General features: G+C 70.4%; 15 protein-coding genes and 1 pseudogene. 6 read left to right on the top strand and 10 right to left on the bottom strand.

Annotation, left to right across the window (positions count from 1 at the left end):
• Positions 1-77: 77 nt before the first annotated feature.
• The 3 genes from ABZW32_RS19125 to ABZW32_RS19115 all read right to left on the bottom strand — a co-directional run bounded on the left by ABZW32_RS19125 (position 78) and on the right by ABZW32_RS19115 (position 3,487).
• Positions 78-1,538 (bottom strand): amino acid permease, encoded by a 1,461-nt coding sequence (locus ABZW32_RS19125; RefSeq protein ID WP_356217354.1) that lies wholly within the window; start codon positions 1,536-1,538, stop codon positions 78-80.
• 496 nt (positions 1,539-2,034) lie between these two features.
• On the bottom strand, positions 2,035-2,625 hold the full coding sequence (locus tag ABZW32_RS19120) for a hypothetical protein (protein ID WP_356217353.1): 591 nt from the start codon (positions 2,623-2,625) through the stop codon (positions 2,035-2,037).
• A 97-nt stretch (positions 2,626-2,722) separates the two neighbouring features.
• A complete protein-coding gene (locus ABZW32_RS19115; RefSeq protein ID WP_356217352.1) occupies positions 2,723-3,487 on the bottom strand; it encodes an MFS transporter in 765 nt (254 codons plus the stop codon).
• A 28-nt stretch (positions 3,488-3,515) separates the two neighbouring features.
• Between ABZW32_RS19115 and ABZW32_RS19110 the strand changes: the two are divergent.
• Positions 3,516-4,151, top strand: a pseudogene (locus tag ABZW32_RS19110) (oligopeptide:H+ symporter); the annotation flags it as partial.
• 59 nt (positions 4,152-4,210) lie between these two features.
• Here the strand turns inward: ABZW32_RS19110 and ABZW32_RS19105 are convergent.
• On the bottom strand, positions 4,211-4,540 hold the full coding sequence (locus tag ABZW32_RS19105; protein ID WP_356217351.1) for a hypothetical protein: 330 nt from the start codon (positions 4,538-4,540) through the stop codon (positions 4,211-4,213).
• A 504-nt stretch (positions 4,541-5,044) separates the two neighbouring features.
• Between ABZW32_RS19105 and ABZW32_RS19100 the strand changes: the two genes are divergently transcribed.
• Positions 5,045-5,506, top strand: coding sequence for a hypothetical protein (locus tag ABZW32_RS19100; protein WP_356217350.1), 462 nt, complete (start codon positions 5,045-5,047; stop codon positions 5,504-5,506).
• A 37-nt stretch (positions 5,507-5,543) separates the two neighbouring features.
• Here the strand turns inward: ABZW32_RS19100 and ABZW32_RS19095 are convergent, their stop codons facing one another.
• From ABZW32_RS19095 to bla, 4 genes are all read right to left on the bottom strand, one after another.
• A complete protein-coding gene (locus ABZW32_RS19095; RefSeq protein ID WP_356217349.1) occupies positions 5,544-6,770 on the bottom strand; it encodes a HAMP domain-containing sensor histidine kinase in 1,227 nt (408 codons plus the stop codon).
• Positions 6,764-7,420, bottom strand: coding sequence for a response regulator transcription factor (locus ABZW32_RS19090; RefSeq protein WP_356217347.1), 657 nt, complete (start codon positions 7,418-7,420; stop codon positions 6,764-6,766). The genes ABZW32_RS19095 and ABZW32_RS19090 overlap by 7 nt, the downstream gene beginning before the upstream one ends.
• A 137-nt stretch (positions 7,421-7,557) precedes the next feature.
• A complete protein-coding gene (locus ABZW32_RS19085) occupies positions 7,558-7,791 on the bottom strand; it encodes a hypothetical protein (protein ID WP_356217346.1) in 234 nt (77 codons plus the stop codon).
• Between the two features lie 434 nt (positions 7,792-8,225).
• Positions 8,226-9,149, bottom strand: a complete 924-nt coding sequence (gene bla / locus ABZW32_RS19080; protein WP_356217344.1) for a class A beta-lactamase — start codon at positions 9,147-9,149, stop codon at positions 8,226-8,228.
• Positions 9,150-9,812: 663 nt separating this feature from the next.
• Here bla and ABZW32_RS19075 point away from each other — a divergent pair.
• Genes ABZW32_RS19075 through ABZW32_RS19065 form a run of 3 tightly spaced genes read left to right on the top strand, consistent with a single transcriptional unit; the run spans position 9,813 to position 13,788 of the window.
• Positions 9,813-10,994 carry a YcaO-like family protein gene (locus tag ABZW32_RS19075; protein ID WP_356217342.1) on the top strand — a complete coding sequence of 394 codons (1,182 nt, stop codon included), beginning with the start codon at positions 9,813-9,815 and terminating at the stop codon, positions 10,992-10,994.
• A complete protein-coding gene (locus tag ABZW32_RS19070) occupies positions 10,991-12,442 on the top strand; it encodes a TfuA-like protein (protein ID WP_356217340.1) in 1,452 nt (483 codons plus the stop codon). The genes ABZW32_RS19075 and ABZW32_RS19070 overlap by 4 nt, the downstream gene beginning before the upstream one ends.
• A gap of 41 nt (positions 12,443-12,483) precedes the next feature.
• Entirely contained in the window at positions 12,484-13,788 is a 1,305-nt protein-coding gene (locus tag ABZW32_RS19065; RefSeq protein ID WP_356217339.1) for an MFS transporter, read from the top strand.
• Between the two features lie 36 nt (positions 13,789-13,824).
• Here ABZW32_RS19065 and ABZW32_RS19060 read toward each other — a convergent pair whose 3' ends face one another.
• Entirely contained in the window at positions 13,825-14,271 is a 447-nt protein-coding gene (locus tag ABZW32_RS19060) for a hypothetical protein (RefSeq protein WP_356217337.1), read from the bottom strand.
• Between the two features lie 310 nt (positions 14,272-14,581).
• Here ABZW32_RS19060 and ABZW32_RS19055 point away from each other — a divergent pair, with 310 nt between their 5' ends.
• Positions 14,582-15,088: a signal peptide protein gene (locus ABZW32_RS19055; protein ID WP_356217335.1), complete on the top strand. Its 507-nt coding sequence runs from the start codon at positions 14,582-14,584 to the stop codon at positions 15,086-15,088.
• 33 nt (positions 15,089-15,121) lie between these two features.
• Here ABZW32_RS19055 and ABZW32_RS19050 read toward each other — a convergent pair.
• Positions 15,122-16,241 (bottom strand): L-asparagine permease (locus tag ABZW32_RS19050; protein WP_356217333.1); only part of this gene is annotated, 1,120 nt, incomplete at its 5' end.

The following is a 16,241-nucleotide window of genomic DNA, read 5'->3' as shown; positions in this document are numbered from 1 at the left end:
GGGGCCGAGGTGTCGCACGAAGACGCCGCAGGGGCGCGCCGGAAGCCCGGCGCGCCCCTGCGGCGATCGGAGAGGGGTCAGGGCCGGACCTCGGGTTCGGGTCCGTCCGGGGCGGTGCGTGCCGCGATCTGCGGGTTGCGGGACTTCAGGACCGACCAGCCGATCATCAGGCCGACCGCCCAGGCGGCGCCCACGTAGAGCGTGACGCGGCCGACGGGGTCGATCGCGATCAGCACGGTGACCATCAGCAGGAAGGCGATCGCGATCCAGCTGCACACGCTGCCGCCGGGGGCGGGGAAGGAAGAGGCGGGCAGCCGGTCCGCCACCACCGCGCGGCGATATCGGACGTGGCTGATCAGGATCATCATCCAGGTCCAGATGCCCGCCGCCGTGGCGACCGAGGTGACGTAACCGAACGCCTTCTCCGGGATCATGTAGTTGAGGACCACTCCGATGCCCATGAACAGCATGGACAGGGTGATGCCGACGGCCGGTGTCTTGGTGGAGCTGAGCCGGCCGAGGGCCTTGGGGGCTTCGGAGTTGGCGGCCAGGCCGCGCAGCATGCGGCCGGTCGAGTAGATGCCCGAGTTGCAGGACGAGAGCGCCGCGGTGAGGACGACGAAGTTGACGATGGCCGCTCCGGCCGGGATGCCTATCTTGGCGAACGCCGCCACGAAGGGGCTGACCCCGGGCTGGAACTCGGTCCACTTGACGACCATCAGGATCACGCTGAGCGCACCGACGTAGAAGACCATGATGCGCCAGGGCAGGGTGTTGATCGCCTTGGGGAGGGTCTTCTCCGGGTTCTCGGACTCGCCCGCGGTGACACCGACGAGCTCGACGGCCAGGTAGGCGAACATGACGCCCTGCAGGGTCATCAGGCTGGATCCGATGCCCGTGGGGAAGAAGCCGTCGAAGGCCCACAGGTTGGAGACCGCAGCCGTCTCACCGGCCTGGCTGAACCCGAAGGTCACGACGCCGACACCGATCACGATCATTCCGATCAGCGCGGTGACCTTGATCATCGAGAACCAGAACTCGATCTCGCCGAACATCTTCACCGAGATGAGGTTGGCGGTGTAGAGGATGAGCAGGAAGACGAGCGCGGTCACCCACTGGGGGACGGCGGGGAACCAGTAGTTCATGTAGATCGCCGCCGCGGTCAGTTCGGCCATGCCGGTGACCACCCACAGCAGCCAGTACGTCCATCCGGTCACGAAACCGAAGAACGGACCGAGGAACTCGCGGGCGTAGTCCGCGAACGAGCCCGAGACCGGGCGGTACAGGAGCAGCTCGCCGAGCGCCCGCATGATGAAGAAGACGATGACGCCGGCGATCGCGTACATCAGGATGAGGCTGGGGCCTGCCTTCGCGATGTTGGTGCCGGCGCCCAGGAAGAGGCCGACACCGATGGCACCGCCGATGGCGATCATCTGGACCTGACGGCTGCCGAGCCCTCGCTCGTAGCCCTCCTCGGGCGCGCCGCCCGGCGTCGTGTCGTCAACGCCCTGGGGCCGGTCGACTTGGGTGGAGGTCATCCTCTGGTGCGCCTTTCCGCTGCGTAACGACCCGTGCCGTGATCGGCCGCGGACCGGTTTCGGTTTCCGGACGGTGATGGGAGTGCGGGCCGGCCGTCGCTGCACCACCGAAGACCCTTACGATCCGGTACGGCCCGGCCTCGTCGTGGCACTCGTGTGGGAGCGCAGGGGGCGTGGGGATCGCCTCGACGGCAGGATGCCCTTCGGGAACACTGCCGCGTGGGGAGCGAGTACCCGAAAGGAGGCCCTCTGTCTTCTGCGGACGGTTCCCAGCAACCTAGTGGGGTTTTCGCGTACGACCGCCCGCTGATCGGGCAGCTTTCCGCCGTGCGCATCCCGGCCCTTCAGTCACGCGTTCGGGCAGCCGACCCGCTCGCCTCCGTGCGTCGCCGGCCCCACGCATCGTCGGCCCGCGCGTCTCGCCGGCGCCCGAAGGCCCGCCCGCACCGGAACGCCCGGTGCGGGCGGGCCAGGGCCCGCGGCGCAGGCGCCGGGGTCATAAGACCTCGCCGTCCGTCCTGAGTTCGAGGCGGACGTTGGTGTCGGCGGTGCCGTTGTCGGTCACGCAGGCCGTGTAGTAGCCCGCGCCCGGGAAGGTCCCCCAGGAACTGCGCAGGTCGGCCGCCCAGTTGGTGACCAGGCCCGGCGAACCGGTGCCCGGTACGGTGACCCCGTTGTACTGGAGCTTGAACTTCGCGCCCTGCCCGGTGGCCTTGCCGTCCGCGCGGACCTGGTAGCCCGCGTACTGCTGGACGCAGCGCTGCTCGCCCGGGTGGAGCGTGCCGCCGAAGAACTGGCCGGCCGAGGCCGGGCCGGCGGCCGCCAGCAGCGCCGCGGCGCAGACGGCCGCCGCCGAGACGTACGCCGTGACGCGGCCACCGCGGCGGCGCCCGGGGACACCGGTGACGGCAGGGGCGGGGAGGCAGCGAGCCAGGACGAACGGTCCGCCGCCCTCGCCGAGGTGCTGCGGGAGGCCGCCGGGGAACTGAAGGCCGTGCCGCGCGACCGGCGCGCTGCACCATGCGTACTTCCAGCCCGTGGGGACCCGGCAGGGTGCTGCCGACCTGCTGAACCTGCCGCTGTCCACCTACCGGCGCCACCTCGCGGCGGGGGTGCGGCGGCTCACCGGGCAACTGTGACGCCGGGAGCTCGGCACCTGAGCGGACACCGGGCCCGCGCCCGGGTCACACCGTCTTCTTCGCGGTCCTGTCGGTCGTCCAGAGCAGCAGCGCGAGGACGGGCAGGGCCGCCGCGAAGACGACGAGGGCGGTCCAGCCTCCCCAGTGGTAGGCGATCGAGCCGACCTGGGAGCCGAAGGCGCCGCCGAGGAAGAAGGTGGCGATGAAGATGCTGTTGATCCGGGCCCGGGCGGTGGCGTCGAGCTGGTAGATGGCGTGCTGGCCGAGGATCAGCGTGCTCTGGACGGCGAGGTCGAGCAGGACGGCCGCGGCGGTCAGGGCGATGATGCTGTGCTGCCCGAACCCGGCGACGGCCAGGGCCACGGCGGCCAGGAGGAAGGCGGCGGCGGTCATCGGCCGGCCCAGCCCGCGGTCGGCCCAGCGGCCCGCCAGGGGGGCCACCGACGCTCCGGCCGCGCCGACCAGGGCGAAGAGGCCGATGCCCAGCTGTGAGTAGTGGTACGGGGCGGCGGTGAGCACGTAGGAGATGGTCGTCCAGAAGGCGCTGAACACCGCGAACATCGCCGCCTGGTAGAGGGAGCGGCGGCGCAGCACCGCGTGCGTACGGACCAGGCGGAACGTGGAGCGCAGCAGGGCGCCGTAGCTGTCCTCGCTGGTGGGGGTGCGGCGGGGCAGGGCGGAGCGCAGGGTCAGGGCGAGGACGGCCATCAGGACCGCGGAGGTCAGGTAGACCACGCGCCAGCCGGTGGCTTCGGCGAGCAGGCTGCCGAGGGTGCGGGAGAGCAGGATGCCGGCGAGCAGGCCGCTCATGACGCGTCCCACGACCCGGCCGCGGGTGCGGTCCCGCCTGAACGGGTACGTGTGGCTGTTCGTCGCCGCCGCCGTCTTCTGGATGATCTACGACCAGGGCGGATCGACGGTCCTGGCCTTCGCCAAGACGAGCACCGCCGGCGAGGTGTCGGGGTTCTCCGTGCCCGGCTCCTGGTACCAGAGCCTGAACCCGCTGTTCATCCTCGCGCTGGCACCGGTCTTCGCCTGGCTGTGGATCCGGCTCGCCCGCCGCCGCAGGGAACCGTCCGACCTCGTCAAGTTCTCGCTCGGCATGATCGCCATCGGTGCGTCGTTGCTGCTCTTCCTGCCGGCGCTGGCCATGGCCTCGGGCGGCCACAAGGTGACTCCGCTGTGGCTGGTGGCGATCTACCTGGTGCAGACGCTCGGCGAACTCGCGCTCTCCCCGGTCGGGCTCTCGGCCACCACGCGGCTCGCCCCGCAGCGGTACGGCAGCCAGATGCTCGGCGTCTGGTTCCTGGCCGTCACCGCGGGCGACTCGGTCACCGGCATGCTCGCCATGGCACACGTCAACCTCGACGGGTTCGCCCCCGTGGCCGCCGAAGCGGCCGTCGCGCTCCTCGCCGGCCTTGCGATCCATCGCTTCCGGGGACACGTCAACCGGCTGCTGGCCGGGACCGTCTGACCTTCTCATCCGGTCAGCGGTCCTGGTCAGCGGTCCCGGTCAGCGGCCCGTGGGGCCGGTCACGAGGCGGCTTCGACCTTGTGGACGGTTCGGCCCTGAGGATCCTTGGTGGTGCTGACGTCGACACTCCCGCTGAGCGTGGTGCCGGTGAGAACCAGTCGGTCGCCGTCGAGGCGTACGTCGGCGGGGTCCAGGACGAAGACGTGGTCGGAGCCGTCGAGGAAGAGAGCGGTACCGGACGCCTTGAGGGTGCCCGCCGGGGTGACGAACTCGCCGGTCTCGACCGTCTGGAAGCTGTACGGGCTGGCCCCGGTCTCCAGGGACTTTCCGGACGGTGCCGCGAGCGCCGGGGCGGCGGCCCCGAGCAGGATCGTCAGGACGGCCGTCACGGCCGCCGCGCATGCTCGCCACCGAGGTACTCGTGCGTACTGTTCTCCGACCGCCACGACTCTCCTTGTCCGTTCCGTCATCCGTGTCCGGTCCCCGCCTTCGCCGACCGGACCTCCACCCGACCCGGGTGGCCGTTTCGCGACCGTCTCCCCATCGTTTATCCGGCTCCGACGGACCTTCATGAATTTCCGTCACCGAGGGTGCGGGGCGTACAGGGAAATTCCGCTCACGGAGCCCTGATGTATGCCCTTCCCGCTTCCCCAAGGAGCCTGGCACCCTTCCGCCACGGAGCTAGCCTGAGGCCCGGTGCGACGTACGCCCCGAAAATACCGCCGAATGGAAAAGCCGACATGGAACCGACCCAGATAACCCACGACCTGCCTGGAATGTCCATCGTGGAAGAGGTGCCGAATTACTGGTGCTACGCCGCGGTCGAACAGGCCTTGCGGCTCTCCTTCACGGGAACCCGTATGCCTCAGGTGGAAATAGCACACAACTCCGCCATGCGTAATTCCGCACTTGAGATAGGGGCGTTCGGCGACGGCCTGAGGATCACCACGTACGCACAGAACGCGACGGCTGCGGCCTACGGCGAGAGCCTCAAGGACGTGCGGGACAACTGGCCCGGCATCTTCGCCCTGTCGGCTCAGCAGCCGATCGCGTTCGACGCGGCCTGGGCGCAGCAGGGCTGGGCGGCCAACCTCCGGAAGACCTACGGGACCATCGATCTCGAAGCGTTCGCGTGCGACTGGTCGCCGTTCACCGCCGAGGACGTACGGCGGTGCATCGACAACGGCGGACTGGTCGCCATCGGGAACCACAACCACTGGTGCGTGGTGTACCACCACGACGGGGCGGAGTTCTTCATGTGGAACCCGAGCAACGGAATGGGGACGGCGCACACCTTCGAGGAGCTGGCCGCCGAGGCGGCGACGTGCATCTACATCACGGGCATGCTGACGTAGTGACCCGACGGCCGGACGGCCGGTGCGGGTGCCGGCTTCACGTCGCCTCGGCCGATTCCCCGGATGCCGCCGGAGCACTCGCCGGGTCCTGGAAGCGGATGTCCGCGCGGAGCCCGCCCCCGGGGTTGGGGCGCAGGGTGAGGATGGCGCGGTGGGCCGTGGCGATGGCCTGGACGATGGACAGGCCCAGTCCGCTGCCGCTTCCCCGAGCGTGCAGGCGGGTCGCCGGGCCGCGGCGGAACGGTTCGAGCAGGTAGTCGACGTGCTCCTCCTCCAGCACGGGCCCCGTGTTGCTGACGCTCAGTTCCCCCGGCCCCACCCGGACGAGTATCCGGCCGTGCGGGTGGTTGTGTGCGACGGCGTTGCGGAGCAGGTTCGCGGCCAGGTGGGCGAGGAGGACCGGGTCGCCGTCGACGGGGGCGGGTTGCCGCTCCATCCGGATCTCGATGCCGGCCGCACGGGCGTCGGGTGCGACGGCCGCGGTTTCGTCGGCGACCACCCGGGCGAGGTCGACCCTCTCGCTGGTGTGCAGGCCGTGCTGCCCCTGGGCGAGGACGAGCAGCCCGTCGATGAGTCTCTCACTGCGGCGGTTGGCGTCCAGGAGGTCGTCGGCAGCACGGGCCAGCCCGCCCGGGTCGGGGTCCTGCAGTCCGACCTGGATCGCGGTCCGTTGCACGGCCAGCGGGGTGCGCAGCTCGTGCGCGGCGTTGGCGATGAACCGCCGTTGGTGGTCGAAGGCCTTCTCCAGTCGGTCCAGGAGGGCGTCGAAGGTGGTGGCGAGTTCGGTGATCTCGTCGCGGGGTGCGTCCAGGGCGATGCGCCGATGGAGATTGGTCTCGCTGATGTGGCGGGCGGTGGCGGTCATCGCGTGCACGGGACGCAGGACGCGGGCTGCGGTCCACCAGCCGACGGCGACGGCGAGCAGGGCCGCGACACCCAGCCCGATCGCGGACCAGAGCAGTTGCTGGCCGGCCGCCGCGTCGGCCACCTGCCGGCTGACCGTGGTGACGGATTCCCCGCCGGTGCTCGCGCCGCTGCCGGGCAGGAGCTCGGTGGCGGCGGGAAGGCGGTCGGAGGGCGACTGCTCGGCAGGCACCCATGCGCCGCCGGGTCGGCCGGCACTGCTGACGATCTTTCCGGTCAGACTGTCGGTGCCGCGCTGTGTCAGGAAGTAGACAGCGGTCAGCAGCAGTGCGCCCAGCCCGAGGAACACGCTCCCGAAGACGGCGGCGATGCGGGTGCGGATCGTCCAGCGTCTCAGCACAGGGCGTATCCGACGCCCGGTACGGTGCGGATCAGGTCCGAGGCGGCGAGTTTTCCCCGCAGTTTGCTCATGGTGACCCGGACCGCGCCGGTGAACGGGTCCGTGTGCACGTCCCACACCCGCTCCAGGAGTTCCTCGGCACTGACCAGGGCGCCGTCGGCCTCCATGAGCACGCGCAGGACCCCGAATTCCTTGGGGGTCAGGCCAAGGTCCCGGCCCTCGAACCGGGCCTGGAGGCGGCCGGTGTCGAGGGTGATGCCGCCTCGGTGCAGGCGCGGCGGCCGCGCGGGTGCGGCCCGGCGCGCCAGCGCCTTGATCCGGGCGACGAGTTCGGGAAACTCGAACGGCTTGCAGAGGTAGTCGTCCGCGCCCAGTTCCAGGCCGCGCACCCGGTCCGCGAGGGTGCCGGCCGCGGTGAGCAACAGGATCCTCGTCCGGCCTCCGGACTGGGCGAGGGAGCGGCACAGCGTGTCGCCGTGGACACCGGGGAGGTCGCGGTCGAGGACCAGTACGTCGTAGGAGTTCATCTCCAGCAGTTCACGCGCCTCGTGCCCGTCCAGTACGACGTCCACCGCCATCGCCTGACGACGCAGGCCCTCCCCCAGCAGCCTGGCCAGGGCCGGCTCGTCCTCCGCCACCAGAATCCGCATCGCACACCCCTGCCGGGCCCTGCCGTACCCACCGCACGGCTCCTGTCTCCACGCTGCGCCCGGATCCGTCCGGCCGGGAGACCTGATCGGCCCCCCGGCCGGACGAACCGCGCCCGGTGGGTCAGTGTGTCGGCGGCCTACTTCGAGGGCGTCGCGGGGACGCCGTCCTTCATGCCGTCGGGCTCCGTGTCGCTGTGCGTGATGTTCCCCTCGTGGTCCACCGTCACGTAACGGGAGTCGGTGGAGGGCTTCGTCTCACCGGAGGTCAGTCCTGCGGCGAGGGCGGTCCCACCGACCGCGACCGAGCCGAGCACCAGTGCGGCACCGGCCGCGACGAGGGACTTGCGGCGCGGAGTACGAATGGCCTTCATCTTTGTTTCCTCTCGTAGGCGGGTGGCCCCGTGGCCTCCCCGACACGACCCACTCCACCAAGGCGCACATTTCACAAGCATCTCCCTCCTCTTTACTTTTCCCCTACATTGATCAGGAACTCGAAGAACTCTCTTCGCCGCCTGAACGGCCCTGCCACTTCCCCCACCAGCCGTCCACCTCGGCAAGGCCTTGAACAACGCCGCGGCCCCCTCTCGGTCCCCGCCCTCCGCCAGCGCAGCCACCGCCCGCATCAGCAGGCTGCAACACGACTGTTCTTTGGGTCTTTTGAAGCGTCGTAACGGCTGTGATGGGAATCCTCGCCCTCACCTCCAAGCAGGGCTGGAAACATCGGGGGGACCCTGCCCGCCACCTCATGGCAGGGGACCGGCTGCCCATGACAAGGCGCTGGGGACGGAGCACGGCCTCCGTTCCGTTACGACAGTGCCTTGGTGACTGCGGCCGCCGCTTCGGCGATCAGTTTGTTGTCGTAGTCGGCGTCCTCCGTACCGCGGTTGGACATGATCGCCATGACGATGGGTGCGGCGTCGGGGGGCCACACGACGGCGATGTCGTTTCGGACGGCGTAGACACCGCCTCCGCCGGTTTTGTCCCCGACCGTCCACCCCTCGGGGACTCCGGCCCTGATCAGTTCGTCTCCGGTGGTGTTGGTCCGCAGCCACTGCGTGAACTGCTCGCGCTCGTCCTTGCCCAGGGCGTCTCCGAGAGCGAACGCCCGCAGGTCTCCTGCCCATGCCCTGGGTGTGGTGGTGTCCTGCGTGGCACCGGGGGACCAATGGTTCAGTTCCGGCTCGCGGCGTTCCACCTTGGTGGTGGTGTCACCCGTCTCCGCGAGAACGGCGGCCAGGCCTTTCGGCCCGCCCAGTGCGTCGAACAACAGGTTGGCCGCGGTGTTGTCGCTGTAGCGGACGGCCGCGTCACACAGATCACGCAGGGTCATTCCGGTGTCGATGTGCTTCTCGGTGACCGGAGAATGGTCGATCAGATCGCTCCGGGAGTACTTGATCACCTTGTCCATGCCGCTCAACGAGTACGTACGCAGGACGGCAGCGGCTGCGAACGCTTTGAAGGTGGAGGCGTACGCGAAGCGCTCATCGGCGTTGAATGCCACCTCCCGTCCGTCAGCCGTGTTGACCGCGTAGACGCCGAGCCGCGCGCCGTACTTGCGCTCCAGATCGGAGAACGCGCCGACGGACGGCGCAGCCGGATGCGGCTGCGCCGTTGCGGCAGCCGGGGCCGGTGGCGCCGGGGTGCCGCCATGACCGCACGCGGCAAGCGGAAGGACGACGAGCGCGGCGAGCCCTCCGAGAACGGCGCGCCGGGCGCGTGTGAACTGCACAGTCGGACCTCCAGGTAGCCCCGTCACGAGGTGGGGTGAAGAGGGGCGGCTCAAGCACCGACTCATGCTCCACTCCGGCGTTTCATACGTTCTCATACGCATACATGCAGTTCCATGCCGATATCACATGAAGTGATCGTCATGGGCCTGCGGGAGCCTGTCGGGGTGGCGAGTCGGCGCATCGCCGGCGTGCGGTCCTCCAAGACCGGCCGACAGCCCTGGGAATGGAAGATCGCTCTGCGGAATGCCCCGGCCGGGGTACCAAGCCTCCACGGCCGATCGGACGCAGCCGAAGGGCCCGGAAATCGTCCGATCGGCACTCACAATTCCGCATCGCTTCGCGCAAATTGGTAGCGGGTCCGAAAAACCATCTTCCGGACCACTCGGCGGGAATGATCCCACCCCGATAAAGATCCCGGGTACGGGACGGCGGTCCTGACCCGGCAAGGAAAGGAATAGTTCCATGAACCTTCTCCTCAGTGACGATCTGACCGAGCTGGACCGGGCAGTGGCCGAGGAATTCGGCGCGGTCGCGTGTCCTTCGATCACGGCCGCTGCCGAGTAGACGCAGCGGAACCGGCGGGCGGCGAGGAACTCCACCCTCCTCGCCGCCCGGCCCGGGGGCCGGCGGACGCCCCCATCAGACCCGGCCGAGGAGAGACGATGGCAACGTGCACGAAGACCGTTCCGGCCAACGGGTCGGACGTACGGGTCGGCACCCACCGGGTGTGCGGCCCGGAGGAATCCTGGCGACGCCTGGAGCCCCTCCTGCCTCTGGCGGGGATCACACGGGTCTCGGACGTCACGGGGCTCGACGACCTGGGCGTCCCCGTGTGGCAGGCGGTCCGCCCCAACTCCTGGAACCTGGCGGTTTCCCAGGGCAAGGGGATCACCCCGGCCCTGGCCAGGATCTCCGCCGCCATGGAGTCCTTCGAGCTGTTCTGTGCGGAGCGCCCCCTGCTGCCGTCCCGGACCGGGTCTGCCCACTCCATGCGTCCCCTCCTGACGTACGACGTCGGGGACCTCCCCACACCGCCCCGTCTCACGCTGTCCCCCCACGCCCCGATGGTCTGGCACGAGGTGGAGGACCTCCACGAGGGCACCACCACCTGGATGCCGGCCGACATGGTCGCGGTGGACCTGCGTGTCCGGGGCTCATGGGCGCCGGCCACGACGCAGATCTCCAGCAACGGGCTCGCGAGCGGCAACACCCCGACCGAAGCGACCGTCCACGGGCTGTTGGAGCTGATGGAGCGTCACGCCCTGTCCGTCGCGGCCCGGGACCGCGACATGTGGGACGGTGCCGTCCGTACCCTCCCCGGCCGCCACGGCGCTTCCGCCGAGGCCCTGCGCCGCTGTGTGGGGGCCGGGGCGGCGGTCGAAGTCGTCGACATCACCGGGGACTTCGGCGTGCCGACCTTCGCCGCGCGCGTGTGGTCCCCCTCGGTGCCCTGGTGGTTCTCCGGCTCGGGATCCCATCCGGATCCCGACGTGGCCCTGTCGCGCGCCGTCACCGAAGCCGCCCAGTCACGCCTGACCGTCATCGCCGGGGCCCGCGACGACCTCGCCCGTACCCCCTACCTCGGGGTCGCGCCCAGCGTGCCCGCACGGGATGCCGGACCGGACGCGCCCACCAGTGACCGGCTGCTCGCCGTCCACGCCTCCCCGCCCACCGGGACTCCCGCCGCCCGCGACCTGGACGCCGACCTCGATGCGCTGCTCGCGACCGCGCGACGGCACGGGGTGCCGGTACTGCGGGCCGACCTCACGGTGCCGTCCTTCGGCATCCCCGTGGTCCGCGTCCTCGCCCCGGGACTCCGGTTCGACTCGAAGGCATGGTCATGAACAACGCATCGCGCACCGTCGTCACCGTCGGTCCCACCCTCCCCCGCGGCGAGGTGCTGTCCCGGCTCCCCGGAGCCGAGGTCAGGGAACCCGTCGCCGCCGACCAGGTCCTGCTCTGGGGTCTACGGGCGGGTGACCGGCTGCTGATCATCGACGGCCTCTTCCTCCAGACCAGGGCCGTACGGCACAAGGAACTGCTCCAGCTCATCGACCGGGGGGTCGAAGTCATCGGCTGCTCCAGTATGGGCGCACTGCGGGCCGCCGAGCTCGCGGCCTACGGCATGCGGGGCATCGGGGAGGTCTTCGAGGCCTACCACTCCGGAGCCATCGTGGAGGACGACGAGGTCGCGCTGACCCACGCCGACGAGGCCGACGGGTCCACGCCGCTGAGCTGGGCCCTGGTCGACCTGCGCCACACCCTGAAGCTGGCCCGGGAGCGGGGCGTCATCGCGGGCGACTCGGCGGACACGCTCGTCAGGGCCGCCCGACGGCTCCCGTTCACCGCCCGGCACACCCAGCAGATCCTGGCCACCGCCGCCGTGCTCGGCTGCCCCGCGGACGACCTCGCGGCGTTCCGGGCCTTCAGCCTCAGCCATCCGACGAGCGTCAAGCGCGAGGACGCGTACCTGGCCCTGGGCATCCTCAAGGCCGAGGCCTGCGCGGAACGGGCGGCGGAAGTGCGTCGGCAGCCGGGCCCGGAAACGGTCACGGGCCTGCTCCGCTACCAGGGGCGGCCGGTGGACCTCGCCGTCACCACGCACCTGCGCGACTGGACGTCGAGCACCGTGGCGGGGCCGGGCGCCGGGCTGCGCGACGAGCAGGTGCTGACCGCCCTGGCCCTGGCCTGGCCGGGCTTCCCGGAATTGCTGCGGAGTACGGCCGCCGAGTGTCTCCTGCTGGAGACCCTGCCGTCCGGCCCCGGCCCCGGTGCCGGACTCGCCGAGCAACGGGACGCCCTGGCGGCCATCGCGGACATCGGTGACCGGTCGGCCGGGACACTTCCCTGGGAACCCCTGAGTCAGGCCCTCCACGCCCGCCTCGACCTGCTCCACCTCCCCGTCACCGCGCAGGAGGCCGGGCCCCGTCTCGCGCTGCTCAGTGCCGCCGAGCGTGCGCTTCCCTGGCACGAGGCGGCACCGCTGCTGGCGACGCGCCTGTGGCGGTGCGGCCTGCGCCTCGACTGGATGACACCCGTGATGCGGCGCGCGTGCTCCTCGCGGCCGTGGGAGGAGGCCTGTTCCGATGCGGAGACCGTCGGCCGCACGACCGACACCCCGGAGAGCCTTCGCCGGTCCGCGGGTGATCTCCTGCGGCGCTGGGGAGTCCGGGACGACGCCGACGTCGTCCCGGTCCTCGCTCGCCACGGCTTCGGGTCGGTCAACGAGTTCGTCCGGGCCGTGCGGGACCACGGGCAGACCGTACGGAGCCTGCTCGGCGCCTCGGCCTGAGGAGCCCGGCCGGGGCACGGACGTGCCGGAGGAGAGGACTCATGGTGAGCGGCCCGAAGTACGGTGCACTGCACCGCGTCCAGCTGGGCAGCGCGCTCGGCGCCCTCGGCATGGGGCTGATGCTCCCGTACATGTTCGTCTACGCCGCGCAGGTGCGCGCCCTCGGCGCGGCCACCGCCGGCGGGATGCTGGCGGTGTTCGCCGTCGCCGCGCTGGTGGTCCTCCCCTTCTCGGCCCGCGTCATCGACCGCAGGGGCCCGTGCCCGGTCATCGTCGTGGGCTCCGTCCTCTCCGCCACCGGTGCGTTCGCGCTGGGCCTGTCGACGACGGCCCCGGCCGTGTTCGTGTCGGTGGCGGTGCTCGGCGCGGGAGGCGCGGCGGTGCAGCCCGCGACCGCCACCCTGCTCGTCCGCTGCTCGACTCCGGCGACGCGCCCCCGTGCGTGCGCGACGCAGTTCTCGGTCCAGAACCTGGGAGCGGGGGCGGGGGGACTCGTGGGCGGGGTGCTGGCCGGCGTCGACCATCCGGGGTCGTTCACCGTGCTGCTGTCGGCCGAGGCACTGATGTACCTGGCGATGGGGGCGGTCATGGGCACCGTCCGGCTGCCAGGGGGCACGGCGCGGCCCGCTTCGCTCCGGGCGGACCGGGACGACGGCTGGCGGCTCCTTCTCCGGGACCGCGTGATGGTCCGTCTGTGCGTGCTCTGCGCGGTCATGTTCTTCGCCTGTTACGGCCAGTTCGAGTCGGGGCTCCCCGCCTTCGCCACCGAGGCCGCGCGGGTCACGCCCGTGGTGCTCGGGCTCGGGCTCATGGCCAATACGGCGGTCATCGTGCTGACCCAGTTCGTACTGGTCCGTCGTGTGGAGCGCAGTCGGCGCAGCCGCGTCATGGCATTGGTCGGGGGCATCTGGGCAGCGGTGTGGCTGGTCGTGGGCTGCTCCGGAGTGGTCCACCCGCTGGGAGCGCCGGCGGTCGTCGTCGCCTACGCGCTGTTCGGTCTGGGCGAGGCGATGCTGGCCCCGGCGGTCGCACCCCTGGTGGCCGACCTCGCACCGGAGTACATGGTGGGCCGGTACAACACCGCCTTCACCCTGATGCGCCAGCTGGCGATGACGGTCGGACCGGTCGTCGCCGGGATGATGGCGGGCGCCGCTCTGTACGGGGCGTACGTCGTGCTGCTGGTGGTGTGTTCGCTCGGCATGGTGGGTCTGGCACTGGCCATGGGCCGTCGGCTGACCCCCGCACAGGACTCGCCGCTCCGCTCCCGGTCCACGGGCACCGCGTCCGCCCCGGATGGGGTTTCCGGGGCGGTCGCGGACGGCGGCGTGCAGGTGGCTCCCACCTGAACCAGGGCCGGGGCAACGGGGGGTGCGCGGGTACTCCTACCGCTTGTCCACCTTGACGACGTCGGCGATCCAGGGGCAGTAGCTCACGGTGTCGTAGTACCACATCGGCCCATTGGTGACACCGCTGGGCGCACCGTCACAGGTCAGAGAACCCGCGTCGGCGAACTCGAAACTCTCCGACTTCACACGCCAGTCGTATCCCGGGTTGTCGGCATTGTCGGTCGGTGCCCGCTCGATGATTCCCACGGGAAGCGCGGAAATCCCCTTGGCCCCTGCCATCAGCTGCTCCGCATGGTCGATGACCCCGGCGTCGGTGACCTTCACACGAAACTCCTCGCCGCTGGGGTAGTGGGCGAAGGTGACCAGTGCCTCACTCCGGTCATCACCCGACGCGCTACCCGCAGCGACCGCGACACCCGACGCACCGACGACGAATGCGGCCGTGACGGACAGGAGGACCGAGTTCTTCACAAGCTTGGGCATTTTCGAAGAGCCTTTCCGGGCGATTCGTTCCCTGAGAAATCCAGAAGAGAATTTCAATTGCCAAAACTTTACCATTGCGTGACTTTTGCAATAAGCGCCTCGGGGGCAGACTCCGGGGTCACCCGTCGGGCACTTCCATCCCTCGCGCACGGACTGCGCGCCCGGAAACCCCACAGCCCCGCCGGCCGTTCATCAGGACCGTTCGGGCAGCCTTCACCGCCCTGTCCGCCGGTCCGTGCGGGCACCCTCCGGCGATCTGGGTCCAGTTCACTGGATCGGTCTGCACCGGTGCGAACGCAAGGGGTTGAACATGCCGTCGAAGAAGGCCCGCATCTGGGTCTCCGCCGTGACCGCTGCCGTGGCCGTGGCCGCCGTGGCCGCTGCCGCAGCCGCACCCTCGATGGCGGAACCACGTCCGCCGGCCTCCAGTCCGTCCGATCTGCCGCCGTCCACGGTGATCGACTTCGTCGACCTGCCCACGAGTCCGCTGCCCACGGACCGGAAGCAGCACGAGTTCACCGTCGAGTACAGCAACGAATCGGATGCGGACCAGACGGCCGCACCGCAGCTCCTGCTCGTTTCGCCCGACGCCGGGCCCTTCCTCAAGCCGTCCGACGTCAAGCTCGAACGCCTCGCCGCCGACGGTCGTTGGGAGGCCGTGAAGCTCGGGAGCCAGACCGGCAGCCTGTACACGGATCTGTCGCTCGCGAAGGTGCGCCTGACCAGCGGTCAGTCGCTCACCGAGCGGTACCGGCTGACCGTGGTCAAGGACGGGGCCGAGGGGACGGTTCATCCCCGGGTCGCGCTCTTCGGCTGAGCCCGGTCCGGCTCCCGCCGGCGGCCCGGGGCCTCACGTACCGTGCGGGTCCTCGGCGCGCGCCGAGGCGATCTCCGCCACCCGGTGGCGGACCAGGAACCAGCCGCCGACCAGTGCGGCCGCGACGGCGGGGACGGAGAGGACGGTGATGCGGCCGACCTCCCCGTCGGTCCCGATCAGGACCAGGACCGCGGCGAGGAACACCAACGTGAGGATCTGGGTGTACGGGGCCCAGGGCAGGCGGTAGGAGGGGCGCTCCAGGCGCCCTTGCTGCGCGCGCCGCCAGAAGAACAGGGAGCAGAGCATGACCATGCCCCAGGTGCCCAGGATGCCGAGCGAGGCGAAGTTGAGGACGATCTCGAAGGCGTCCTTGGGCATGAAGTAGTTCAGGCCGACGCCCGCCAGACCGAACGCGGCCGTGAGCAGGACGCCGCCGTAGGGGACCTTGCCCTTGTTCATGACGCCGGTGAACCTGGGGGCGGAGCCGGAGACGGCCATGGAGCGCAGGATCCGGCCGGTGGAGTAGAGCCCGGAGTTGAGCGAGGAGAGCGCGGCGGTGAGGATGACCAGGTTCATGATGCCGGCGGCGCCCGGGAGGCCCAGCTTGTCGAAGACCGTGACGAAGGGGCTCTCGCCCGCGGAGTAGTCGGTGTACGGGAGCAGCAGGGCGAGCAGGACCACGGAGCCGACGTAGAAGAGGCCCACGCGCCACATGATCGAGTTGATCGCCTTGGGCATGATCTTCTCGGGGTTCTCGGTCTCGCCCGCGGCGACGCCGCACAGCTCGACGGAGGCGTACGCGAACACCACGCCCTGGATGACCATCAGCAGGGGCAGGACCCCGGTGGGGAAGAGTCCGCCGTGGCCGGTGATCGAGGCGAGGCCCGGGGTGTGTCCGTCGATCGGGTGGCCCGTGGCGACGAGGTAGACGCCGACGATCAGGAAGAGCGTCAGGGCGCCGACCTTGACGAGGGAGAACCAGAACTCCATCTCGCCGAAGTACTTCACCGAGATCAGGTTCGCGGTCAGGACGACGGCCAGGGCGATCAGTGCCAGCGCCCACTGGGGGACGTCGGTGAACATCGACCAGAAGTGCGCGTAGGTCGCGGCGGCCGTGATGTCGGCCACGGTGGTCGTGGACCAGTTGAGGAAG

The sequence above is a fragment of the Streptomyces sp. NPDC004667 genome (assembly GCF_040609475.1).
Classification (GTDB): Bacteria; Actinomycetota; Actinomycetes; order Streptomycetales; family Streptomycetaceae; genus Streptomyces.
This window is presented reverse-complemented; position numbering and strand designations above follow the sequence as displayed.